The sequence below is a fragment of the Aeromonas molluscorum genome (genome assembly GCF_051376105.1).
GTDB classification, from domain to species: domain Bacteria; phylum Pseudomonadota; class Gammaproteobacteria; order Enterobacterales; family Aeromonadaceae; genus Aeromonas; species Aeromonas molluscorum.
Window position 1 is genome coordinate 1,795,114 of the sequence record NZ_JBPQCY010000002.1, and the last position, 23,647, is coordinate 1,818,760.

A 23,647-nucleotide genomic window follows, 5' to 3' on the forward strand; every position below is an offset into this window, starting at 1 on the left:
TCATGACCTTCCTCGAGTTGTGCCAGCGGCTGCGAGCCGAGTGCCAGGATCTCGGTAGTGGTCCGGAAACCGTCACAGGGCAGACCGGCCGCAACCTGCGCTATGTCGAGGCGATCAGGGAGTCCTGGATCAAGCTCCAGACCTCCCGGGCAGATTGGGACTGGCTGACCAGTGACACACCAACCTCTCTGCAGGTGCTGACCAACGACAGCGATACTCCGTTCATCGATGAGGCGTACCACGTCGTGATCGTCTGGAACGCCCTGCGCAAGATGGCGATCACCGAACTGGCCCAAGAGCTGATTGCTCGCGGTGAAGACGAGTTTGCAACGTGGCACGGAATCCTCTGCAAGAAGTACATCTCGCAGAGCCTGAGCTTCTGCGCTGGGGGCTCCCTGTGATCTTACCTGAGCGAAAGTTTGCCACCGTGATGCTGGGCGGCGGGCTGGATTTCGCCACCCCGCCCATTGCCCGCAATCCAGGATTTGCCATTTCAGCGATCAACGTTGAGCCGGGTGTAACCCAGGGCTACCGGCGCACCTTGGGATACGATCGCTTTGACGGTCATCCGCAACCGTCGCAGACCAAGGGGTACTATCTGTTCCGCACGGATGGCAGTGTCGCACTCCCGTCTTCTGACGGGTTCCCGGCAGTCACCTGGATTGGGGGATCTGGTGTCCTGCTGCACACCAGCGGCGGGGATGCCTTCATCGGGTCCTTGTCTGACCCGTCACTGGTGATGGGAGCCACCTTCACCATTGCTGGGCAGGCTTTCACCCTGACGCACGGCCCATCGCGTGCGGCTCGACAACAGAGTGACGCCATTATTGCATCTGCCAAGGCTGCCGACTGGCGCCGCACCTTTATAGGTGCAGTTCCAGGTATAGGCCCGGTGCGCTGTGTGGTGGCCTTGAGCGATGCGGTGTTTGCCATTCGTGACCAGAGTGTGAGCGAGGCGGCCCTGTTCAAAGCCACGGGTACCGGCTGGCAGGCAGTCGGCGCCATGGGTAAGCAATTCCTGATCCGTGACGGATACGGGCTGGATGATGGTGACATGCAGCTGATCAAGCACTCCAGCGGCACTGTGGTAGATGTGGTTGCCCAGTTGGTGGCGGCAGGGGATGTGGGTACCTGTACAGTGCCGAACGGCCAGACAGTGGCGTTTGGCGACATCCTGCACACCCCCCCTGCTTCCACCAACGCAGTGACGCTTTCAGTTGCCCTGACCAACGGGGCAACTCCTACGGCTGACACTGCCACCAACCAACTCGGTGGCGGCACCATCGCGGCAGCGGATGCGGCTGGATGGTATGCGTTGGTAGGCACAACCTGGTTCAAGGTGGTCAGTTACCTGCTCAAGACTGGAACCATCCACACCCTGATCCTGAGCAACCCCCACAGCAAGGCCGTGCCCGGCAACACCTCGGTCACTCTGTACAAGCTGGCAGCCTTCGCCGAGGTGCAGGCAGTGTCTGACATGACGCTCAAGGCAGAAGGGAAGTACGACACCTGTGTGTTCAACTTCTTTGGTGACCCGTCGATGCGCCGCGCCTATCTGGCCTCGGGCGTGCAGCGGGCTATCGAGTTGCGGGAAGATGGGCGCATGGTGCCACTTATTGCCAACGGCGATGATGCGGACGACAAGCCAAGCCTGGTGGAGGCGCACGCCGATCATCTGTTCCTCGCCTACAAGGGCGGTTTCTACATCCACTCCGGTCCCAGCAATCCGCTGTCGTGGTCTGGTCTGCTGGGGGCGGAACAGTTCGCCGTGGGTGACGAGATAACCGGCATCACCACCACGGCGGGCGGTGTGCTGCTGGTGACCTGCCGAAACAGGACGGTCGCCCTGTACGGGGCATCTCCGACCGACTGGCAGCAGAAGGTGATCTCCGAGTCGGTGGGGGTGATAGCCGGCACTCTGCAATCGACCTTCATCCCCGTCGGGCTGTCTGAGCGCGGGCTGGTGCGACTGGATCGGGTGCAGGAGTACGGCGACTTTAGTCTGAATCTGCTCGACCCGAGCGAGAAGATCCAGCCCGTTATCGGCCAGTTCAACTGGGTGGGGTCTTCCCAGGTCGCCGCCGCCAATCAGTACCGCCTCTATTCCAGCGCCGGTCGTAATCTGGCCATCAAGATAAACGCCGACGGTAGTATCGAGGCGACCGAAGTATCCTACGGCTCTCCCGTGCTGGACGTGTGGCGCTATGACGAGCTAATTGAGCGTCAGTTCTTCACCCTGGCCAACGCCGAGGGCTATGTGTTCGAGCTGGATGACGACGCGACTAGCTTCGACGGGCGTGATATCAACTGGCTGCTGCGACTGGCGTACTCGCATTTCGGATCGCCACAGGTGCGCAAGTCATGGCGTGGGGTGGAGTTTGAGCACTCGGTACAGGGTCGCTTTTCTGCGCGCCTAGCGTGGTCCCTAGACTACCGCCCAGGCATTACATCCGACAAGCAGGACCTGCACACTGATGTCAGTGGTAGTGGAATATGGAATTACTCCAGCTGGAACAACTTCTATTGGATGAGTGAAACGGAGATGTCCAGCCGCGTGTTTTCTCTGGACGGCACTGGCACTGCGTTGAGCTTAGCTCTGTCAGGTCGATCCAGTTTTGAGACAAGTTTCAACATCGCCGGCATGACGGTTGAGTACATTCCCAGGAGATACAAACGTGGCTAACGATTACTACGAGCGTCTATCTGAAATGAACCCTGGCGACCTCGCCGATGGCTTGGCGATGGAGGCGGAATTCGATGCTATCGCCCAAGCATTCGGTAAGCTACCCACTCCGCATATTGGTGGCCAGGGCTTTGATGGTCCTGTCCGGGTGGGTGACGCGCTCAATGGTGATGAGGCGGTCAGCCTTGGGCAATTACAGGCTGCTATTGGTAAGGCTACGCTACTGTCGATCACTACCTATGGGGATCTCAATGCAGCTGATTGGGCTGCATTGCCCTCTGGATCATATCTCTTGTTCGGTACTGGGAGTCAGTTCATTAACTTCCCAGCTACATTGGTTAGCACTGCGACCTACTCCGTATTAGTGCATCACGCAATTGGTGGAGTAGGCGCAAGTATTTACCATGACGAGCTTGCGCTTCACTCCAGTGATGATGCCAATAATGTGGATATGGGGCGTTTGATATCGAGGATTGGCCGTTCATTGTTGGAATCCGCCTGGAGTCTGTCTGCATTCAAAATTGGCGGAGTTTCAGCGCTGGAGGGGCTGACTCCAGCAGAAAATAAGCTCCCGTACTACACCGGGGTTAATTCAGCTTTACTCACTCCGCTCACTCCGTTTGCAAGGACGCTGCTTGATGACCAAGATGCAGCGACCGCCATTGCAACACTCGGTGCGTACAGTAAAGGCAATGCGGTTGGTGCCGTATCGCAGAGCGGTGGAGTTCTAACCGGGGCAATTTTTGAGCGAGGTAGTAATGCCAACGGTGAGTACATAAAGTTTGCTGATGGAACAATGATCTGCCGGCACAGCATCACCGTATCCGCAGGCCCACCTATAGCGCAAGGAGCTTTGTTCCGCTCCCCAAACGCTTTTAGTCGAGCATATCCTGCCGCATTTGTCGCCCCCCCAGTTTTTAATGGTTTGACAGCAAGAAATGGGGTGTCTGGGGGGGCGTCTTACATTGGGCTGCTTGGAGTGACAGAGGGTGCATTAGACACGCCATCTGCGACAGAAATCCCAGAGTGCTATTACATGGCTACAAGCACATGGAGCGGCTTATCTGCGCGGTTGCACTATATCGCTATTGGTCGTTGGTACTAAATAGGAGTGGCCATGAAACTAAAATTTATCCCGATTCGAAAGGATGACCACTTGAGAGCCTTCGTTAATGGGGACGTACTCATCCTCAATGGGGTATCTCTTGATTTTTCCCCGCTGACGGATGGCGGTACCCTGCCTGCTTTCGCAGTGAATTCTGAATGGATTGCATCTGGCATAACTCGCATTAATGGGGAGGTTCACTTATCCATATTCATCCCTCATGGTGCAAATGCCCCCCAGGAGACTCGTTACCCTCTGCATTTCGAACAGTATTGTCAGGTGCTGGATGGAGAGGTGCCTATTCCTGAATATGAGGTGGAGTCATGATCGATTGGGGGCAAGTTATTACTGCTCAGCAGCAGGCCGCCGAGCAGGAAAAACTGGATTATCAAATATGGAAATCCGACCGGCAAGTCAAGGTGGATGGCATTACTGTCACTATTGATGGACTCGTATTTGATGGCGATGAACTCAGCCAGGGAAGAATTGCGCGCGCAGTGACTGCCGCTGACTCACTGACAGAAACAACTGAGTGGACCCTGCACGATAACAGCATTGTGGTGGTAACCATCCAGCAACTTAAAGCAGCCTGCCGACTTGCAGGCGAAGAACAAACCCGCATCTGGAACGACGGCCGCCCGGCCTGAACCCGAGGTAACCCCAATGGAAGTACAGAATCTGGCAGGACTGGGCATCACCCAGGCCCGACAAGGCACGCCTACGCCACCCAAGTTTGATGCCACCAACGTTAATGATCAGCTGTCATCCACGCTCAATCAGGGAGGGTTGCTGATGCGGGTTGCCCAGAGCAAGGGGCAGGGGCTGGCTTCCCAGCGCGGCCTGGGCAATTCCACCATTGGGATCGATGCCGCACAGCGGGCCATGGTGGATGCGGCGTTGCCGATTGCCCAGCAAAATGCCCAGCAGACGCATCAACGTGTGATGCAGGGGTCTGACCAACAACAGCAGATCACCATGTTGGATAAGCAGCAGGGTTGGCAGGGTAATCAAAATTCCCTGGATCGACAGCAGCAACTGAACATGCAGTCCAATCAGTTTGGCCAAGATAAGAACATGGCGAACCTGAACGCATCACTGCAAAAGCAAAGAGACGACCTGCTTTACCAGCAGCAGATTGGCACGCTGGATAAGCAGGGTCAGCTCGAACTGAAACAACTCGACGTCCAACTCAAGAATCAGACCTCCCTCAATAACCAGCAAAATCAGTGGAACAGCGCTGAGGCGCAGAAGGATCGCCAGCAACAGCTGACGGTGCTGGAAAAGCAGTTCGGGCAGGAAACTGCGCAGATGGCCCAGCAGGTGGTGGCGAATACCCATGGCATGTATATGGGGGCCATCGACAGCGCCATGAGCAGCTACAACGAGCGCTATGCGGCCATCATGGCTGACAGCTCAATGAAAGCGGCCGACAAGCAAACCCTGGCAGCCAACATGAAGAAAGAGCTCAACTCTACCCTAGGCATGTATCAGCAGCTCTATTCGAACATCAGCACCATCCGGCCGGATTGGTCCAAGTTCCCAACCACGCAGTTACCTGGCGTGAAGATCACCTAAGGAGGTGGCCATGTTTGATTTTGGTGGAATGCTCTCTGGCGCTCTGGATGCGGCAGACAACGCGGTGAGCTCTGTGCTTGGTGGGTTGTCCAGTGCTGGGTCATGGATGCAGAGCAACCCGGGAGCGGCCACACTGCTGGGCTCTGCCCTGGTGGCTGGCGGGTCCTATATGGAGAACCGGGAGACCCAGAAAACGCAGAAGCGAATGCGCGACGATGAATGGGCGCGTGAAGACCGGATCCGCGATGAGAATGGCGTGCCACAGCTGACCCCCATCGAGTACCAGGTCACGCCCGGGCTTGCGGGAGACGGAATGACCATGGGTGGCAGCCTGACCAACGGCCTGTTGGCCAACATCCAGAAGAACAAGAAGGGGGGCAACTGATGTCCAGGGAGAGCGGCGCAGGCCCGGAGCGCAACGGCAACGGCGGCGGGATGAGTGGAAACACCGGCAGGGGTAGCGGCGGTTCGTCCAGCGGCGGCAAGGGAGGCGGCCGGAACGATAGCGGCGGATCCGGCAGCAAGAGCAGTTCCAGCAAGAGCGGCAGCAACAAGGGCAAGAACGACACGGCCAGCACCGCCAGCAGTCGGGGCGGTATCGGCCCGATCGGTGGCGGCTCGATGTATGGCGGCGAGTCGGTGCGCAATGCCATGACCAAGGATAACTCCAACAAGAATGGCGGCAGCAAGGTCAGCGATCGGCTGCCCTCCGTCAGCAAGACGCTGGGCACCTACAAGCAGTCCACTGCACCCAGCGCCCCCGCCTATGCGCGCCCAGGCTATGGCGATACGCTCAATGCGCAGCGCAACCAGCTGGCGGGCCCCGTCTCTGGCGGAGGGCCAAGCTCGATGGGGAGCGCTGCCAGCTATGGCATGTCAGAGGATGACTTCAACAAGAGCATCGGCACTGACAACTTCAACGGGGTGATCGGCAACCTTCAGGAGAAGGCTCTGCGGAGAACGGCATCCGAAGATGACCGTTCATCCATGGATGCCGCAACTCGCGACTATAACAACTTGCGTGGCGCAGGGGTGCTTGGTAGTGCTATTGCGGGGAAACCGGGGCAATGGGCCGCACAGCAGGCAACCAACGCCGCGATGAATGTTCCTGGTGACTACCTGGCTGGTATGACCCGCAAGGCGGCTATGGAGCAGCTCGATAAAGGGCGACTGATTGGCCAGCGCGGTGAACTAGGGGATGGTGGGGTGGGGGACTCGGCCGTGAAGGGCGGAGTCAGTCTGCTGGGTGCAGCCATTCCTGGCGGCAGTCTGATTACCAGTGGCATCAGCAGCGGCTTGACAGTAGGGGCCCCTGGTCTTGGCAACCTACTCAATGACATCAACGCGCGACTTGGCAATACCATCAGCCGAGATGACACGAGCCAAGGCAGCGACCGAGGTTACACACCACCGCCGCGCCAGACTCCAACCAGTAACAATCAAGCTGGTGATTTGACCTTTGATAGCAATTATTACGATCCGAGTCGCTTTAACGTGACCACAGGCAAGAGAGGGTACTGATGGGCCTTATTCAGAGCATGCAGCAGGGCGGCGCACCCGGCGCAGCAGCACAACAGCAATCCGCGCCAGGTCAACCGCAAGCGCAGCCACAGGCCAGTGGGGAGGACGGACTTCATGCCAGCATGATGCAGATGCTGGAGGCGGCGCTGCTGGGGGACGGTGGTCAGGCCGTGGCTGGCCGGCTGGGGGCTGGCGAAGACAAGATCCAGGGGGTGGCCGATGCGGTCGCGGGCGGCATCTTCACCATCCTCAAGCAGGCCAGGGAGGCAGGGCGCCAGGTACCGGCACAACAGATCGTCAAGGCGGTCTATGTCGGCTGCCGGGAGATGCTGGAATCTGGCAAGGTGGCCGACCCAGACAGCAAGATTGACGCCCTGTTTCGCGCCATGGACAAACTCAAAGAGATGGACGCCGAGAACGATGTGATCGACGACCAGATCCTGGCCGAAGCCAGTCAGATATTGCAGGCCATCGTACAGAAGATGGATGAAGCCGAACAACAAGGGGGTGCAGCATGAGCCTGCTCGCAGCATTGGCCAAGGGATTTGGGGCCGGTACCGTAAACAACGCGCGCGCCGGATTTGCAGAACAGCAGCGCCAACGTGAGGCTGCGCAACGTAAGGAGGAGGTGTCCACTGAGCTGTCGGCGGCAGAGACTCGGCTTCAGAGGAATATTGATGCCGGCAAAGCTGACACCGAAACTCGCCTTGCGGCGCAGTCCAGTGAGAACGCCAAGCAGCGGGAGCATGACTTGGCCCTGTGGGAGCGGAAGTATGCTGCCGAAACACAGGCTGCTGTCGCGAATGCCGGTGCGCGGGCCCGCGAGTCTCACGCCAAGAACATCATGGGCACCATGGATCAGCTCGCCAAGCGCAAGACAGAGCTAATGAAGGACGACAAGCTGACCGATGATCAGCGCGCCGTGGCGCTTGGTGAGATTGACGCCCTTGGCTACACGTTGGCAGCAGATCCCGGTGCACAGCAACTGCTTGGTGAGTTTGGTGGCGGTGGCTATGCCAGTTACTGGTTATCCTTGGCCCCACAACCAGCAGCCAAAGACAGCGCGCCAGCCAGCCACGCCACACAGAGTCCGGCAAGTCCACCTCCACGCAAAGAAGGGAATCAGGCCGCCGCGTCAGGCCCTGGTACTGGTGGTGTGATTGGCAGTATTCAGCAAAAAGCCTCGGCAGGATCATTCTGGGATGGTCGTGAGGCGGAGCGTTCGCTGTTTGATCAGCTCCGTCGCTCCGCTCCGGCAGCTGCAATGACCAATAACACCAAATCACCAGCAGCGGCAGAAGCATATAAGGCGATGTACAAATAGCAAAAGCCCGCCGAATGGCGGGCTATTTCGCAGCGTTTATTTTTTTGGGGGGCATGGGAATGCTAGAGCTAGGGCGTAAGCAGTTAACGGCCCTGCATCTTTGTGTCTATCCTCAGGGTGCTCGTTTAGATATTTTGTTACTATATCAGCGTTCTGCCCCCTAGTTACTTGATGGGGTATGCAAAAAGAAATTCCATCAAGTATGTCAGCTACCCCGGTTATATACCCGCGACAATCAGATACATTAACATAATAATTCTGTTCTTCCTCTTTCGTTGCGCACCTTTCATAAAGCATATTGCCGTCTAAATACCCGGCATATATGTTTGCTGAAAATGCAAGAAGCGCAGCCGAAGATATTTTTCTAATTAACATCAATAACACCCATATTCATTGCATATTTTAGAGAACGATTTACCGTTGCTATCTCTGCCATTGATAAAGGTGGAATTGCCCACTTTGGTAGCCGTGCTGTTCCAGGAGTTGCCATCGGCATCACGACCATTGGTGTAGGTGCTGTTGCCGATCCGCTGGCTATCCTGATTCCAACGTGACCCGGTGCGGGAGTTGGAACCATTGACATAGGTGGAATTACCGAACTTCTGGACGGTGTAGGCATTGCCATCATCGTCATAGCAGTTTTTCAGGCTGCCGGATCCGATACAGCCAGCATTGGCTGATCCGGATATCAGTAACAAGACAGCAATAGTGGTCAGACGCATCAAGACTCTCCTTTTCTATTAGCGAAAGTGCAATTATGTACCGCATGAAGCCATCATTAAGTGATCGCGATCACATCAACCTTTCTTGTTTTTCATTTCCTTTGTTCAAGGGTGCAGCATGATCGCCGCCCAACTGATGGTAGAGCTGACCGCCTTGATTGATGATCTGGAAGGTCTCGATATGACGCGCGTTGAGCGAGCAAAGATCACGGCGCGTATAGAACGGATGATGCCAGAACATAACGGGGAGGGCGCCGCGCTTGCCATTTAAGCAGTAGTGGCACAAAATTTCCCCATCATGGCCGGACCCTTAACAGGGGCCGGCTTTTTTATTGCCTGCGGAGAACGACTACATGGCCAAGCCAACCCGGGATGACTTTATCGCTGCCGCCAGGGCGCGCTACTCAACCCAACAGCAAGCGCCTGCTGATACCAACGAGCAAGGCATCCTTGGCGATACCGTGGACATGTTCCAGCGAGGTCTGGGCCAGACCCTGGGGGGCGATCTGGAAACGGTTGGCCAGCTGACGGGTTCGCAGGGCGTCAAGGATGCCGGGCGCGGGGTAAGCGCCTGGGCTGATGGGCAGCTGGAGCAGGCGTCTACTCCCATGCGCGAGGCCATGGGCAAGCAGTTCTTTCAGGAGAATGCGGAAACAGGCGCCATCGAGGCGGGGGACGCTTGGGCAGATCCGCGCGCGTGGGCGGGCAATTTCTCTACCGTACTGGGCCAGTTTGTCGGTCTGGTTGGCGGAACCAAGGGGGCCGGGCTTATCGCCAAGCCTGCCCTGCGTGGCGCTGGCAAGTTGTTGGCAAAGGATTTGGTGGAAGGGCAAGCCCGAGAACTGGTGGCCAAAGCCACGGTGAAGGATGCCATCCAGGCGGGGGCGCTTGATTCGGTCAAGGCGGCCTATCTGGCTGCCCCTGGCGAGGCTGCAAAGCGTGCAGTGCTGGATAAGGCGCTTGGACGCTTGACCTCTATTGGCTATGGCGCCCATGCCGGGGCCATGGCATCGGGGATGCGGGCCCAGCAGGCAGAGCAGGAGGCTCGCGGGTTTCTCAACGGCCTTGGCAATGATGAACTCAACGCCAATCCAATCTATCAGCAAGCGTACTGGGGGCTGGCTGATGGTGAGATGCAGGGGGCTAGCATCGGTGACATTCGCCGGGCGGCTATAGACAGCGTGGCAGAGAAGGCGGCCACAGATGCGTGGTCGGATCCCCGTGCGCTGACGGCGGATTTCCTGTCCGGGGTGCTGACCGGGGCCGGGGGCGGTGTCGGTGGCCTGCTCGGCAAGGTAGGTAGTACCCGGGCGGGCACTGCGGCGCGGGGATTTGCCGGTGAGGGCGCCACTGAGGCGTGGCAGGGCGGTGAAACCCAGCGAGCTGTGAACCAGGCAGTGCAGGAGTGGGCCGATGAAACCCGGGATCCGATGGCGGGCGTGCTGTCTGCCGCACTGAACGAGGGTACGCTTGGCGGCGCATTCGGCGGTGTAGTGGGTGCTGTGCATGGCCCGCAGGCTCCTGATATGACCAAGCCAGTTGTGCGAGTTGAGCGCCGGGTGGTGACTGGCGATGAGCAGATGGATGACATGATCCACGGCCTCGACCAGCGGCAGGCAGAGCGCGGGGCAGACATCAGCAGCGAGATCGATAGCATGTTTACCGGTGCCAACAATCCATTGGGATCTGGCAAGTTCGATCCGGTTCGTGATGTGCCGGCCTTCCAGCGACAGGGATTTGTTCGTGGTGGCCATGACTTCCGTGGCAAGCCCATCGTGCCGCTTGAAGGTGAGCTGATGGATCCAGGTGCAGATGCTGTATTCAATGAGGGAGGATCGGTCATCGGACTTACTGAGCGCCACGCACAGCCTGCCGGTGTGGCACCAGCCATTGAGGATCTGAGTCTCAGTGGCGAGCTCATGAATGATGGCGCCCTTCCAGCTCCGCAGGGCGGTTTGCTGCCAGGCGCCACCATTGATGGTGTGGCGAATGAGGTTGGTACTGAGTTGCCAGCACCGACTGCGGCTCACATTGAACAGGCACGACCTGCCGCCACCTCTACCCCATATAACAGCCTGCGCCTGACCCGTCGCGGGCTCCCGTTCTCCAGCGAGAAAGAGGCGGCGTTGGCCAGTCGTCAGGATGAAACACCGGTTCCCCTTGATGGCGGCGGTTTTGGTATTGCCAATATTGCCGATGTTGAGCAGTCAAGCGCTCAACAACTCGACGACACCAATGTCGCCGACTTGAGCCAACCATCTGATTTTCCTGCGCAAAGTGTAATAGGAGAAGCGACTACGGCACTGGCACAAGCCGAGGCCAGCCAAGCGCAGTCACTCGCACCAGCAATCGATACCGGCTACCGCGAGGTGATCCCCAGCAACCAACCACAAGCCGAGGTTTCCAATGAGCAGGCTCCCCAGTTACTTGCAGTCGGCAGTGAAGGACAAGGTGATCAGCTTGGGGCAGGCGAACCGGTTGCAGCAGGCCCTGGAGCAGCCATTGCCGGACTCTCCGATGGAGCTGGAACCGGAGATCGGGCAGATCTCGCTGCGCCTGCATCTGTACCTGATGGACAGCAGCAGAATGACCAAGCACTGACAACCCCGACCACTGATGCCGGGGTTGTTGTTTCTGAGCCTGTCGATACCGCTCCACTGCCTTGGGCTGAGTCCATCAACAATGCTGACGGCACCATCACGCTCAAAGGCGAGATCCCGACCATCAGGCAGTGGGCCAAGGATAACGGGGTGAAGGCGATCCCGGGCAAAGGCGGATTGGTGGTGGCCAAGTCGTCGGCTGCCAAGGTGCGGGAGTATGTGGCGCCCACCGCCAGTGAGCCAGTGCAGCAGATCGAAGCAGCTCGCGCCGAGGTTGCGCCGGAACCTACCGAGGCACAGAAGGAGGCGGGCAACTACAAGAAGGGCCACCTCACGCTGCAAGGGCTGGATATTGCGCTCGAGAACCCGAAGGGGTCTACCCGCTCCGGCACGGATCAGGATGGCAAGGCGTGGCAATCAACCATGGCCCATGACTACGGCTACATCAAACGCACCCTGGGGGCGGACGGCGATCACGTCGATGTGTTCATCGGTGACCAGCCGGATAGCGAAACGGTCTATGTGGTGGATCAGGTAGACCCCAAGACCGGCAAGTTTGACGAGCATAAAGTGATGATGGGCTTTGCTGACGAGTCATCAGCCCGAGCCGGGTACCTGGCCAACTACGAAAAGGGTTGGAAGGGGCTTGGCACTATCAAGGCTATGCCGGTTGATGAGTTCAAGCGCTGGTTGAAAGAAGGGGATACCGCCAAGCCGGTTGCTGATGCTGCCGCCGCTCAGGAGTCAGAGCAGAGCAAGACGCAGAAAGAAAAGCCAGCGAAGGAGCCTGAGCGCACTATCGCCTTCTCCAAGCAGGCCATGGCCCAGGGCGAGAAGCCAGCCAAGCACCTGACCCGCAAAGAGGCTGAACTGGTCACCCAGGGGTGGTTCAGGCAGTACCAGGGGGCGAGCGGAATTGAGGTGAAGATCCACGCCACCCAGGCGGAGCTTGAGAAGGCGCTGGGGCTGGCTGCCAAAGACGGGCTGATCCGTCGGGCCGCGTTCGATGACGACTCAGGCACCCTGCATGTGGCCGCCGACACCATTGCCAACCCCAAGCGGATGCGCGAAATCCTGCGCCATGAGGTGCTAGCCCACTACGGTCTGGCCAATGTGCTGGGCGACGGGGAGTACACCAAGCTGATGAGCCGCCTTATCCAGTCGCAGAAGGACCCCAGCATGAAGCCGGTGTGGGACTGGGTGAACACCCATTACGCTGACGAGGATATCGGGGTTCAGGCCGAGGAGGTGGTGGCCCACCTGGCGGAGCTGGAGCAGGGCGCCTGGGGCCGCGGCTGGGATCGGGTGGTTGCCATGATCACCAGGGCGCTACGGGCGGTCGGCTTTGTGCCGGATGGCATTACCGCCGCCGAGACCCGCAGCCTGATCGAGGGGCTGGGCAAGAAGCTCAGGCGCACCGGCCCGGATGACAGCGGCCCGGACGGCGGTAAGAAGTTCAGCCAAGAGGCGCAGCCAACCAGGATGGGCGGCACCAGAATGAGCCAGGTGGACACCGCTGCGGACAAGGCCATGGAAAAGCTCAACCTGGGGCCAAAGCCTGACATCATCGACAAAACCAAGGCCAACCTGGATAAGTTGCGCAAGGTTGAGCGCGGCGTGGTGAAATCCTGGGTAGACCGCTTTATCAAGAAGGCCAACACCGAGGTGCTCGACGCGCTGGCCCCCATCAAATACGCCGAGGAGGCTGCCGGCATTACTGATGTCGCAGACTCCGGTTATGTGGCGGCACGGATGGCGACGGGGGCCGCCTCCACCATGCAGGCGACCATGCTCTATGGTCTGCCGGAGTGGAATGACGGGGTGATCCAGCGCAAGGCGGGTACCGGCGAGAAAGACGCGCTGCTGGGCATCTTTGCCGACCTGGGAGCTGATCTGCACAACTGGCTTGGCTGGATGGCTGGTCACCGGGCGGAACTGCTGATGGCGCAGGGCAGAGAGAACCTGCTCGATGCCAATGACATTGCGGCGCTCAAGGGGCAAGGCAAGGGCAAGGAGGCCAAATTCCTTGATGCCAAAGCCCGATGGAATCGGCTCAATGCTGCCACCTTGGACCTGGCACAAGAAGCTGGGCTCTTCACCCCGGAGGCACGGGCCGAGTTTGAAAGCGAATGGTACATTCCGTTCTTCCGTGAATCAGATGACGGCGACGTGATCGCCCCCTTCAAGACGAAGGGCATTGCCAACCAGAACGCCGGCATCAAGAAGCTCAAGGGCGGGGAGGCCAACACCAACGACCTGCTCGAGAACATCTTCACATCCACCTCCAAGCTGATCGACGCCTCCATGAAGAACATGGCGGCCCAGAAGACGGTTTGGAACCTGGCGGATACCGGCATCATCGAGGTCATTCCGAAGCCAAACAAGATGGATTACCAGGCCCTTGCCAATGGCAAAGACAGGATCATGGTCAAGCTGGAGGGGGAGGACTACATGATCCGGGTTGAGGATCCGGACCTCTATCGCGCTATGACCTTCTTCGACCGCAAGCCGTTCAGCGCCATGGTCAATGTGGCGGCCAAGGCCAAGCGCCTGCTTACTGCTGGGGTCACTGCATCTCCCGAATTCATGCTGCGCAACTTCCTGCGCGACTCACTCTCCAGCTGGGCGATCAGCAAAGACGGCTTCAGGCCGGTGATCGACTCCATCAAGGGGGTGAAAAAGACCCTGGCGATGGACGGCAGTACCATTGATGTGATGTTCAGCGGAGCCTCCTTCCTGGGCGGCTACGTGAATGGCAATGACCCAGAGGCGATGGCCGATACCGTGCGTAAGTCGCTGCGACGCAAGGGGATGACGCCCGAGCAAATCGCCCGCTACGAAAAGAGCATTATCCGCAACGCCGCTCAGGCAAAGGGCGTGGTTGCCAATGTGTGGGAGAAGTACAACCGCTATGGCGAGGCTTTCGAGAATGCCAACCGCGAGGCGGTCTATGCCGCAGCCATCAAGGCTGGCAAGAGCCACGCCCAGGCGGCGTTCGAGTCGAAGGACCTGATGGATTTCTCCATGCTGGGTGCCTCACGCACCATGCAGGTCATGACCCAACTGCTGCCGTTCTTCAATGCCCGGGTGCAAGGTCTAGGCAAGCTGACCCGCGAACTGCGAGACAACCCGAGAGCCATCGCCAAACGTGCAGGCATGATCACGGCTGCGAGCCTGGCTCTGCTGGCCGCCAACTGGGACGATGAGCGATACGAAGAGCTGCCGGATTGGGACAAGGATGCCAACTGGCACTTCTGGCTTGGTGAGCACCATTGGCGGATCCCCAAGCCGTTCGAGATTGGCGTGTTGTTCGGTACCATCCCTGAGCGCATGGTCCGCGCCCTGGGAGACAAGGATACTGGGGCCCAGTTCGGGAAGGCGGTGGCCAGGGCGATAGGTGACACCTTCGCCCTCAATCCGATCCCCCAGATCGCAAAGCCGGTGGTGGAGACAACGGTGAACTATGACTTCTTCCGAGGTGGCCCCATCGACGGCCCACAGGACCTGAACGTCAGAGCTGAGGCCCGCTATAACGAGCAGACCAGCTTGCTGATGCGCGAGCTGGGGGAGCTCACTGGCTTCTCGCCAAAGCAGCTTGAGCACCTCGTCATTGGTTACACCGGCACCATGGGCAGCTATGTGATGGCTGCCGCTGACGGTCTGATCCGGGCAGCCAGGCCTGGCGAGTCAGCAAGCTGGCGCGCCGACGAGATCCCGCTTGTGAAAGCGGTGTACCGCGGCACTGGCCCTGCAAAGTCCACTCAGCACATGGAGGAGTTCTACCGGATGCTGAACGAGGTGAACCAGCTCAAGCGCACCGTTGACCAGTACCGCAGCGAGGGTATCACGGACAAGGCCCGCGAGCTGCTGGATGAACAGGGCGGGATCTTGAAGTCGCGTCGCAGCCTGAGCCGCACTCAGCAGCAGGTCCGGGTGGTGCGCAACAAGATCGAGCTGATCCAGCGCGACCGCACACTGGCCGCAGAAGAGAAGCGCCGGCGCATTGATGAGATGCTGGCCCGCCGTAACGACCTGGTGTATCAGACAGTCAACAAGAACAAGGCGAACTGGGAGTAAGGGGGAATTGCGGCCGCAATAGGCCGCCAAGTCACGAGGCTGTTTGCTCTTCTAGCCAGAGTGCGTAGAGGATGTCAGCAAACTGACTTTCTGGCAGAACGCCCAACACAAGGTCAACCATTGCATCTGCCAGCTTCTCGTTATCTCTCTCAATCTCGAATTCGTTGAGGGAGAGATATTCAAGGCACACTGCGAGTCCGGTGCGCTTATTGGCATCGGAAAAGGCGTGAGCGGTACCGATGGCCATTGCGTACTTTGCTGCGATGAGAAACACATCGTTTAGCCCGCTGTAGGCGATGGCATTGTCGATGCGGCCAAGCGCCCCCTCCAATAACGCGATGCTGGCAGGGCCCTGATGACCAGGCGACGCACCTAGGATGTAGTGGTTAATCTCCAGCACCCGAGCGGGAGGAAACTGGATGATATCCATTACATATCAGCCAAACGGGTGAAGGTCTTCTCGTGGGTCTTCAGTGTCAGCTTGGTCTCAGACTTGATGATCTGGCGGCCCTCTTCACCGTTCAGGCACAGGTTCTTTTCAGCCTTGATTTGCGGCCGATTCTGCACTTGTGGCAATCCATACTTGTTGCTGACGGAGTTGTCTTTCATGCTGTGGCTACCTCTTGATGTCGCATGGTGAGACTTTACCATAAATGGTAAAGCGACAACCTGTGGGATGTCCAATTCCGTTGCGCGGCCCTGGCTTGCCCCGGACCACAGAGGGTAAGCTGGCCCACTGACCAGTGAGGCCCCTGACCATGTGGATACTGTTTGCACTGATAATGATGGTAGTGGCGCTTAAAGCGTTCAGCATCAGTTTCACCCTGGCACTGATACCTTTTGCTGCCGGGTACTGGTGCTTCAGTAAGTCCAGTCGCGATGACCTGGACACCTTCATGGCGTTCAGTTTCTTCGCTGTCTTGATAGGGTTTGCGTTGAACGTTCTCATTAGTATCTGGTGAAATTTGGCTCACAGCTTTGTAAGCGACACTGTTCATGAAGGGGCTTAGGCCCCTTTTTTAATATCAAAGATGGGTTCAAAAGGCAGTGTGATGAAGGAGTTTTAAGGTTTTGGCTGATCTTCCTCGACATATTCATCGTCACTCGGCTTTGATGGATCGAGCGGGATTATTTTGAATCGAGGCGAGCTGATGAGGTGCGTTACCACCTCATTGGTAAAGTCCTCAACCATCTTTTTATACGCATCACCTACTATGACTGCCTTTGGGGGTGGCACTTTGGCAGCGAATGTAGCTTCGTGCACTACGCGTTCGTTTAACGATTGCTGCAATCTGCGGACGATTTCAGCGTTAAGTGAGCGTCCACCGGCCTCAGCATGTGCTTGTAACTGCTCCCTCATTTCTTCAGACATACGGAGAGGATATGGTTTTGGCTGTTGGCTCAATTTCTTAGGGCCTCTTTAGAAAAGCTGATGAGTGAAAGCAATATGTGGATAGATAATTTAGTGAAAAATAACACATAACTGCTATGTGAATCAAAATGACTCATCACTCAAAGATTCTAATTGACTCTGACTCATTTAGATTCTATCTTGCGGATGCAACACCGCGATGGGAGTTAGAAGATGGGCATGCAGATACCGCCAACCTCAATAAGGATACCTGAGGATCTGAAGCGTTGGGTTGGCCATCGGGCTGTAGACAATGGTGTCAGTCTAACCAAGGAGGTACTGAACATCCTATATAGCGCAATGAGGCATGAAGAAGAGGGAAGTAAGAATGAGAGAGAGTTGGCCTAATGCCGGAAAGTGTTCGGCCCCAGCGGTTGCAGCCGCCAAGGCCGAGGAATGTAAACCCAACGACCAAGTAAGGATTACGGTATGACTATACAACAACAGTATCAGCAAACCAAAGTTTTGACAGGGCCGCAGAATTCCACGCCAGTGATCGCCGGGGTGGAGATCACTACTGATGATGTAGGGCGGTTCAACCTGAACGCTCTTCATTGTGCAAGTGGTACCGGTAACCATAAAGCGCCTAATCAATGGCTGCGGTCCAAGCAGGCTAAAGAGCTGATTTCCGAGCTTACTAACCAGACTGCAAATTCGCAGTCTGGTCATGAAGTACTCAATGTTATCAACGGCGGCGCAGCCCCTGGCACTTTCGCACACGAGCTACTGGCTATCTCCTACGCCGGCTGGATCAGTCCAGCCTTCCAGCTCCAGGTCAATCAGGTGTTTCTGGATTACCGCACCGGCAAGCTGGCCCCGGTCACACCGCAGCTCTCCACTATCGAGATCCTGCAGATCGCCATGCAGTCAGAGCAGGAACGGTTACGCCTGGAGGCCGCCAATCACGAGTTGGAATTGCAGGTTGAGGCGGCCAAACCCAAGGTGGAGGCGCTGGAGCGGATCGCTGTGGCCGAAGGCTCCCTGAATCTGACGGAGGCCGCCAAGGCGTTGCAGCAGCAGCCGAAGAAGTTCAACCAGCACCTTTGCAGTCAGCGCTGGATCTACAAACGTGCCGGTGGCAAGCAGTGGCTCGGCTACCAGGACAAGGTGCAGCAGGGGTTGATTGAGCACAAGGTGACGATGGTTCCCCTGGCTGATGGCGGTGAGCGCCTTTGTGAGCAGGTTCGCATCACCCCGAAGGGGCTTACCAAGTTGGCTCAGCAGTTCAGTGTAGGCGGTGTGCAATGAGCGCCGCCCAACTGCAGGTTGAGTTGAATGCCCTGCTGGGGGAATTGGAGGTTATCGACCTCTGTCCTCAGGATCGCATGGCGCTTGTTGACAGGATCCAGAGCATGATGCCTGACCTGGCTGAATGATACTGATGGGGCTACGGCCCCATTTTTAATACCCAAATCAGTCCGAAAATGATAAATTCAAGAAATGAACTGTATGCATATACAGTGCTTCACAGCCGAGAGGCTGAGAGAGAAAGGGAGACATTGGATGGCACCATCATTGGTAGAACTAGAAGAGTTTATCGAGACATTGGATTTGACGCCTCAGGAGGAAGATAGATTCGCGCGCATTCTGGAAAAACTACGCGATGAAGCCACCGTGTCAGCGTGATGCGGAAGGATTCGGATTGGCCCGCCAATGTGCGGGCTTTTCTATGCCTGCGTGATACGAGATCCTGAGGGAAATTCTTGGGGCATTTTTGGGGCAAAACGAGAGGGAAAATACGGGGAAATGGGGGGGGATTGACCTTAATACGTGTTGTGAAAAAGCAGTTAAATCACAGGTATGGTGCGCCTTTCGGGCGGTTTCAGCTTACACGATGATGTTGTTGCTGCTTAACAAAGGATGTGTCCCGGGTTGTCTGCCAAATGGCGCGCATTATGGCACAGCTCGAGAGAAAACTTTAGCAAGAAGTGTGATCCGAACCACATGAGCGTCTCATCCACAGGGGGGAAAGGGATAGGGAAAATACACGGCCATGAGTATCGATTGGGTCAGTTAAGACTAAAGTCGTGATTTCCTGTTCAGCAACAGCTGCTAGATTGGGGGTGAAACATTTCATTAACAAATGGAGTTGGGAAATGGCATTTGAAAGTGAAGACAAGGCCAAAGCCTATTGGCGGGAGAATCTCTCCCTGATGCTCAAGCTGCTCTTGGTGTGGTTTGCGGTCTCTTATGGCGCTGGAATTATATTGGCAGACTGGCTCAACCAGTTCCACCTGTTTGGCTTCAAGCTGGGCTTCTGGTTTGCTCAGCAGGGAGCCATTTATGTGTTTGTCATTCTGATCTTCGTTTACGTTCACCAGATGAACAAGCTGGATCGCAAATATGATGTTCATGAAGACTGAGGTGTGAAATGGATTTAAAAACACTGACATACATAGTGGTCGGCCTGACTTTTGCGCTCTATATCGGCATTGCAGTCTGGGCCCGCGCCGGTTCAACCAAGGAGTTTTACGTGGCAGGGGGCGGGGTGCATCCCATTGCCAACGGCATGGCAACGGCCGCTGACTGGATGTCGGCTGCCTCCTTCATCTCCATGGCAGGCCTCATCTCCTTCATGGGATACGATGGCGCCGTCTACCTGCTGGGCTGGACCGGTGGCTATGTGCTGCTGGCACTGTGCCTGGCTCCTTACCTGCGCAAATTCGGCAAGTTCACCGTGCCCGATTTCATCGGCGATCGTTACTACTCGCAGACTGCCCGTACCGTTGCCGTTGTCTGTGCCATCCTGGTCTCCTTTACCTATGTCGCAGGCCAGATGCGCGGTGTGGGGGTGGTCTTCTCCCGTTTCCTTGAGGTGGACATCACCACCGGGGTGGTGATCGGCATGGCCGTAGTCTTCTTCTATGCGGTACTCGGCGGCATGAAGGGCATCACCTATACCCAGGTCGCCCAGTATTGCGTGCTGATCTTCGCCTACATGGTGCCGGCCTTCTTCATCTCTATCATGATGACGGGTCACGTGCTGCCCCAGACCGGGTTCGGCGCCACCCTGGTGGACGGTTCCAACACCTACCTGCTCGACAAGCTTGACACCATATCGCGGGATCTCGGCTTTGCCGACTACACGGACGGGGTCAAGTCCAAGATTGACGTGATGGCCATCACCTGCGCCCTCATGGTCGGGACGGCCGGTCTGCCTCATGTGATCGTGCGCTTCTTCACCGTGCCCAAGGTACGTGATGCGCGCATCTCCGCCGGTTGGGCCCTGCTGTTCATCTCCTTCCTCTATACCACAGCGCCAGCAGTGGCTGCCTTTGCCCGGGTCAACATGGTTGACACCATCAATGGCAGCGATGGCAAGGGCACCGAATATGCTCATGCCCCCGAGTGGATCAAGAACTGGGAGAAGACCGGTCTCATCTCCCACGAAGACAAGAACGGCGATGGTCGCATGTTCTACTCCAACGACGATCGCAACGAGATGAAAGTGGATCGCGACATCATAGTGCTGGCCAACCCCGAGATTGCCAAGCTGCCTAACTGGGTCATCGCCCTGGTGGCTGCGGGGGGTATCGCTGCGGCGCTCTCTACGGCGGCGGGTCTGCTGCTGGTCATCTCGACCTCTATCTCCCATGATCTGCTCAAACGCAATCTGATGCCCAACATCACCGACAAGCAGGAGCTGCGTTATGCCCGTGGCGCCGCCGCCGTGGCCATACTGGTGGCCGGTTATCTTGGGATCAACCCGCCGGGCTTCGTGGCCGAGGTCGTGGCGTTTGCCTTTGGTCTCGCCGCCGCCAGCTTCTTCCCCGCCATCATCATGGGCATCTTCTACAAGAAGATGAACAAGGAAGGGGCCATCAGCGGCATGCTGGCGGGCATGATCTTCACCATTGGCTACATCGTCTACTTCAAGGGCATCGTCATGACCCCCATGGCGGCCAACGTGCCGGAGAACTGGCTGTTTGGCATCTCGCCGGAAGGGATAGGCTCTGTGGGCATGGTGATCAACTTCGTAGTTGCCTACGGGGTGAGCCTGTTCACCAAGCCGGTGCCGCAAGAGGTGCAAAATATCGTGGAGAGCATCCGCTTCCCGAAAGGGGCAGGTGAGGCTCACGACCATTGATCAATGCAGGGAGGGGCCAGGCCCCTCCCATCGGGAGTGATGATGGAACTGGTTGAGATACACCAATTTCTGGCCCGAACTACCCCCTTCAACTTGTTGGAGAAGGGGATCCAAACCGAGTTGGCGCGAGCCATCTCGGTTTACTATTTTCGGGCCAATGAGACTGTGCCGCCACAGGCGCAGCGATTGATGATAGTGCGCACCGGCCTGTTCGCCCGCTATGACGGGCAGCAGTTGCTGGAGAAGCTGCAAGAAGGAGATTTTGACGGCTACCAGTTGTCAGGGCAGCCAGGCGGCAGGCTGGTCTGCGAAGAGGATGCCCTGGTCTACTGGCTCGACGGCGAGGTGTTCGCCCAGTCCCGGCAGCGCTGGCCCTTGCTGGACAACTTCTTCCTGCGTCTTGCGGCATGTACCTTGCACCAGCAGCCGAGTCCGGGGGGCGAGGGCTATTTCACGCTCAAGGTGCGGGATCTGGTGCAGCCTCACAAGATAACCATCCTCCCCGGGAGTTCGGTGCAGGCCGCAGCGCAGCTGATGAGCGAGCGGCGCGTCTCCTCTTTGCTGGTGGAAGAGACGGGGGCACTGCTTGGCATCATCACGGACAGGGATCTGCGCAGCCGGGTGCTGGCGTTGGGGCTGCCAGCCGATACCGCGGTGGGGCAGGTGATGACCCGGGATCCCAGGACCATCGACAGGGATGCCTATCTCTTCGAGGCCCTGCAGCAGATGGGGCGCTGGCGCGTGCACCATCTGCCTGTGCTGGGCGAGGGGAGCGTCATCGGCATGGTGACGGTGACGGATCTGATACGGGCGCAGCAGGAGCATCCCGTCTATCTGTTGACCGACATTGAACGTCAGTCCGACCTTGAGGGACTGGTTCGTTGCAGTCAGCAGATCCCAAGACTGACGCACATCCTGGGGCTGCAAGGGGTGTTGGCCCATGAGGCGGCACATATATTGGCGACCGTCATGGATGCCCTGACCGAGCGGCTGATTGCTCTGAGCATGATGACGCTGGGACCGGCGCCTTGTGCATTCAGCTGGCTCGTGTTCGGCTCTTTCGCGCGTCAGGATCAGGGATTGAACGCGGATCAGGACAACGGCTTGTTACTGGCCGAGCCCCCCGTGGGGGAGGTGGGCCACTATTTTAGCCAGCTGGCCCATCAGGTGTGCGATGGTCTGGCCCGTTGTGGCCTGCCTTATTGCAGCGGCAATATCATGGCGACCAACCCGGATCTCTGTCTGGATAAACCGGGCTGGCTCGCCCGCTTTCGCCGCTGGTTTCAGGCGCCGACTCCCGAGGCGCTGCTCAGCGCCACCGTATTTTTTGATGTACGGCTGGTTGCCGGTTGTCAGGCCAGCTTCGATGGCCTGGTTGAGACAGTAGTGACTGAGGCGGCGAGTCACCCCCTGTTCCTGATGCACCTGGCACAAACAGCGCAGCAACGCCGGGCCCCGCTGGGCCTGTTCAAGAACCTGATCCTGGAGGCGAACGGCCAGCAGCAACCGGGTCTGGATCTCAAGACCCGGGGGATGAGTCTTATCACCGACTTGGTGCGGGTCTATGCCCTTGAAGCCGGGGTGACCTGCGTTGGCACCCGCCAGCGCCTGCGTGAGCTTGAGGCGAGCGGCGCCATGGATCGGCGACAATGCCGCAACTTGCAAGATGCCTTCGATTTGTTGGCGCAGCTACGTTGGGATCTCCACCTTCGTCAGCAGGGGGAGGCGAGCAAGGGGATCATCAACAATCATCTCGACCCCAGCACCTTGTCCGGGCTGCAGCGTCACCAGCTCAAGGAGTGTTTCGCCGTGATCAATGAAGGGCAGCGTCTGCTCGACTACCGTTTCTGTCGCCATCTATGACAAGACCCATCTGGTTGGCTCGCTGGCAAGGGATCTGGGAGGCCAGACGCACGGGGCAGACCCTGGCCGAGAGCCGCTGTCTGGCTATCGATCTGGAGCTGACCGGACTCGATGCCAGCCGGGATCACATCGTCAGTATGGGGTGGGTCCCCATAGTGGACCGGGAGATCAAACTGGCGCAGGCACGCCACTTTCTCATTCAGACGCCGGTGAGCGTGGGGCAGAGTGCCATCTACCACGGAGTACACGATCGGGATTTGAGTGGAGCCTGTTCTTTGGCTCATGCCCTTGAAGCCCTGTTTGAGGCGGCAGAGGGTTGCCTGCTGGTGGCCCATAACAGCGCCTTGGAGCGAGACTTTTTACAAGCGGCTTGCCAGCAGATCTTGGGGCGGGCGCGCAATATGCAGTTCATCGATACCATGCTGATTGAGCTGGTCCGTCTACAGCGAACCGGGAGCCCGGTGAGCGACGACAGCCTGACTCTGGCGCGCTGCCTGGCGCGCCACCGGTTGCCCGCCTTGTCACGTCATCATGCCCTTGAAGATGCTTATGGCTGCGCCTTGTTGCTGCTGGCCCAGACCCATGCCCAGACGCGGCTGGTCGATCTGTTGCTGGACTCCCGTTGAGCGGCTTGTGCTCTGTGGCGGGCAAGCTTAATGTAGTGGTTTGACCAGTTACC

Annotated in this window: 24 protein-coding genes; 19 read left to right on the forward strand and 5 right to left on the reverse strand. The window is 57.9% G+C overall.

Annotated features, from left to right (window positions below; genetic code table 11):
* The first annotated feature begins 2 nt into the window (after positions 1–2).
* The 10 genes from ACSMDR_RS18805 to ACSMDR_RS18850 are packed head-to-tail and all read left to right on the forward strand — an operon-like array spanning position 3 to position 8,208.
* A complete protein-coding gene (locus ACSMDR_RS18805) occupies positions 3–401 on the forward strand; it encodes a hypothetical protein (RefSeq protein ID WP_436469252.1) in 399 nt (132 codons plus the stop codon).
* The gene (locus tag ACSMDR_RS18810) at positions 398–2,683 is read left to right on the forward strand and encodes a hypothetical protein (protein ID WP_436469253.1); all 2,286 of its coding nucleotides are present in this window, start codon (positions 398–400) and stop codon (positions 2,681–2,683) included. The genes ACSMDR_RS18805 and ACSMDR_RS18810 overlap by 4 nt, the downstream gene beginning before the upstream one ends.
* Positions 2,676–3,788, forward strand: a complete 1,113-nt coding sequence (locus ACSMDR_RS18815) for a hypothetical protein (RefSeq protein ID WP_436469254.1) — start codon at positions 2,676–2,678, stop codon at positions 3,786–3,788. Before ACSMDR_RS18810 ends, ACSMDR_RS18815 begins: the two co-directional genes overlap by 8 nt.
* 12 nt (positions 3,789–3,800) lie before the next feature.
* Positions 3,801–4,115 (forward strand): hypothetical protein, encoded by a 315-nt coding sequence (locus tag ACSMDR_RS18820; protein WP_436469255.1) that lies wholly within the window; start codon positions 3,801–3,803, stop codon positions 4,113–4,115.
* Entirely contained in the window at positions 4,112–4,435 is a 324-nt protein-coding gene (locus tag ACSMDR_RS18825; RefSeq protein ID WP_436469256.1) for a DUF4376 domain-containing protein, read from the forward strand. The genes ACSMDR_RS18820 and ACSMDR_RS18825 overlap by 4 nt, the downstream gene beginning before the upstream one ends.
* Positions 4,436–4,451: 16 nt before the next feature.
* Complete coding sequence (locus ACSMDR_RS18830) at positions 4,452–5,363, forward strand: hypothetical protein (protein WP_436469257.1); 912 nt, start codon at positions 4,452–4,454, stop codon at positions 5,361–5,363.
* Positions 5,364–5,373: 10 nt separating this feature from the next.
* On the forward strand, positions 5,374–5,748 hold the full coding sequence (locus ACSMDR_RS18835; protein WP_436469258.1) for a hypothetical protein: 375 nt from the start codon (positions 5,374–5,376) through the stop codon (positions 5,746–5,748).
* The gene (locus tag ACSMDR_RS18840; protein WP_436469259.1) at positions 5,748–6,884 is read left to right on the forward strand and encodes a hypothetical protein; all 1,137 of its coding nucleotides are present in this window, start codon (positions 5,748–5,750) and stop codon (positions 6,882–6,884) included. Before ACSMDR_RS18835 ends, ACSMDR_RS18840 begins: the two co-directional genes overlap by 1 nt.
* A complete protein-coding gene (locus ACSMDR_RS18845; RefSeq protein WP_436469260.1) occupies positions 6,884–7,402 on the forward strand; it encodes a hypothetical protein in 519 nt (172 codons plus the stop codon). Before ACSMDR_RS18840 ends, ACSMDR_RS18845 begins: the two co-directional genes overlap by 1 nt.
* Entirely contained in the window at positions 7,399–8,208 is an 810-nt protein-coding gene (locus ACSMDR_RS18850) for a hypothetical protein (RefSeq protein ID WP_436469261.1), read from the forward strand. Before ACSMDR_RS18845 ends, ACSMDR_RS18850 begins: the two co-directional genes overlap by 4 nt.
* Before the next feature lie 36 nt (positions 8,209–8,244).
* Here ACSMDR_RS18850 and ACSMDR_RS18855 read toward each other — a convergent pair whose 3' ends face one another.
* Together ACSMDR_RS18855 and ACSMDR_RS18860 are read right to left on the reverse strand one after the other, a co-directional pair.
* Positions 8,245–8,583, reverse strand: a complete 339-nt coding sequence (locus ACSMDR_RS18855) for a Rap1a/Tai family immunity protein (protein ID WP_436469262.1) — start codon at positions 8,581–8,583, stop codon at positions 8,245–8,247.
* The gene (locus tag ACSMDR_RS18860) at positions 8,583–8,930 is read right to left on the reverse strand and encodes a hypothetical protein (protein WP_436469263.1); all 348 of its coding nucleotides are present in this window, start codon (positions 8,928–8,930) and stop codon (positions 8,583–8,585) included. Before ACSMDR_RS18860 ends, ACSMDR_RS18855 begins: the two co-directional genes overlap by 1 nt.
* 118 nt (positions 8,931–9,048) lie before the next feature.
* On the opposite strand from ACSMDR_RS18860, the gene ACSMDR_RS18865 reads away from it, so the two are divergent.
* Both ACSMDR_RS18865 and ACSMDR_RS18870 read left to right on the forward strand, forming a co-directional pair.
* Positions 9,049–9,201 carry a hypothetical protein gene (locus tag ACSMDR_RS18865; RefSeq protein WP_436469264.1) on the forward strand — a complete coding sequence of 51 codons (153 nt, stop codon included), beginning with the start codon at positions 9,049–9,051 and terminating at the stop codon, positions 9,199–9,201.
* Positions 9,202–9,283: 82 nt separating this feature from the next.
* Complete coding sequence (locus ACSMDR_RS18870) at positions 9,284–15,607, forward strand: LPD38 domain-containing protein (protein ID WP_436469265.1); 6,324 nt, start codon at positions 9,284–9,286, stop codon at positions 15,605–15,607.
* Positions 15,608–15,638: 31 nt separating this feature from the next.
* Here ACSMDR_RS18870 and ACSMDR_RS18875 read toward each other — a convergent pair whose 3' ends face one another.
* From ACSMDR_RS18875 to ACSMDR_RS18885, 3 genes are all read right to left on the reverse strand, one after another.
* Positions 15,639–16,037: a type II toxin-antitoxin system death-on-curing family toxin gene (locus ACSMDR_RS18875; RefSeq protein WP_324035157.1), complete on the reverse strand. Its 399-nt coding sequence runs from the start codon at positions 16,035–16,037 to the stop codon at positions 15,639–15,641.
* Complete coding sequence (locus ACSMDR_RS18880) at positions 16,037–16,216, reverse strand: hypothetical protein (RefSeq protein WP_182969248.1); 180 nt, start codon at positions 16,214–16,216, stop codon at positions 16,037–16,039. Before ACSMDR_RS18880 ends, ACSMDR_RS18875 begins: the two co-directional genes overlap by 1 nt.
* Before the next feature lie 454 nt (positions 16,217–16,670).
* Positions 16,671–16,979 (reverse strand): Arc family DNA-binding protein, encoded by a 309-nt coding sequence (locus ACSMDR_RS18885; RefSeq protein ID WP_436469266.1) that lies wholly within the window; start codon positions 16,977–16,979, stop codon positions 16,671–16,673.
* A 468-nt stretch (positions 16,980–17,447) separates the two neighbouring features.
* Between ACSMDR_RS18885 and ACSMDR_RS18890 the strand changes: the two genes are divergently transcribed.
* The 7 genes from ACSMDR_RS18890 (at position 17,448) to ACSMDR_RS18920 (ending at position 23,594) form a co-directional block, all read left to right on the forward strand.
* Positions 17,448–18,266, forward strand: a complete 819-nt coding sequence (locus ACSMDR_RS18890; RefSeq protein ID WP_436469267.1) for a phage antirepressor KilAC domain-containing protein — start codon at positions 17,448–17,450, stop codon at positions 18,264–18,266.
* Positions 18,263–18,394, forward strand: a complete 132-nt coding sequence (locus tag ACSMDR_RS18895) for a hypothetical protein (RefSeq protein ID WP_436469268.1) — start codon at positions 18,263–18,265, stop codon at positions 18,392–18,394. Before ACSMDR_RS18890 ends, ACSMDR_RS18895 begins: the two co-directional genes overlap by 4 nt.
* A 127-nt stretch (positions 18,395–18,521) precedes the next feature.
* Complete coding sequence (locus ACSMDR_RS18900; RefSeq protein ID WP_436469269.1) at positions 18,522–18,644, forward strand: hypothetical protein; 123 nt, start codon at positions 18,522–18,524, stop codon at positions 18,642–18,644.
* 470 nt (positions 18,645–19,114) lie between these two features.
* A complete protein-coding gene (locus tag ACSMDR_RS18905) occupies positions 19,115–19,381 on the forward strand; it encodes a DUF4212 domain-containing protein (protein WP_005910665.1) in 267 nt (88 codons plus the stop codon).
* An 8-nt stretch (positions 19,382–19,389) separates the two neighbouring features.
* Positions 19,390–21,105: a sodium:solute symporter family protein gene (locus ACSMDR_RS18910; protein WP_436469270.1), complete on the forward strand. Its 1,716-nt coding sequence runs from the start codon at positions 19,390–19,392 to the stop codon at positions 21,103–21,105.
* A gap of 39 nt (positions 21,106–21,144) precedes the next feature.
* Positions 21,145–22,968: a putative nucleotidyltransferase substrate binding domain-containing protein gene (locus tag ACSMDR_RS18915; RefSeq protein WP_436469271.1), complete on the forward strand. Its 1,824-nt coding sequence runs from the start codon at positions 21,145–21,147 to the stop codon at positions 22,966–22,968.
* A complete protein-coding gene (locus ACSMDR_RS18920; protein ID WP_436469272.1) occupies positions 22,965–23,594 on the forward strand; it encodes a 3'-5' exonuclease in 630 nt (209 codons plus the stop codon). The genes ACSMDR_RS18915 and ACSMDR_RS18920 overlap by 4 nt, the downstream gene beginning before the upstream one ends.
* Positions 23,595–23,647: the final 53 nt, after the last annotated feature.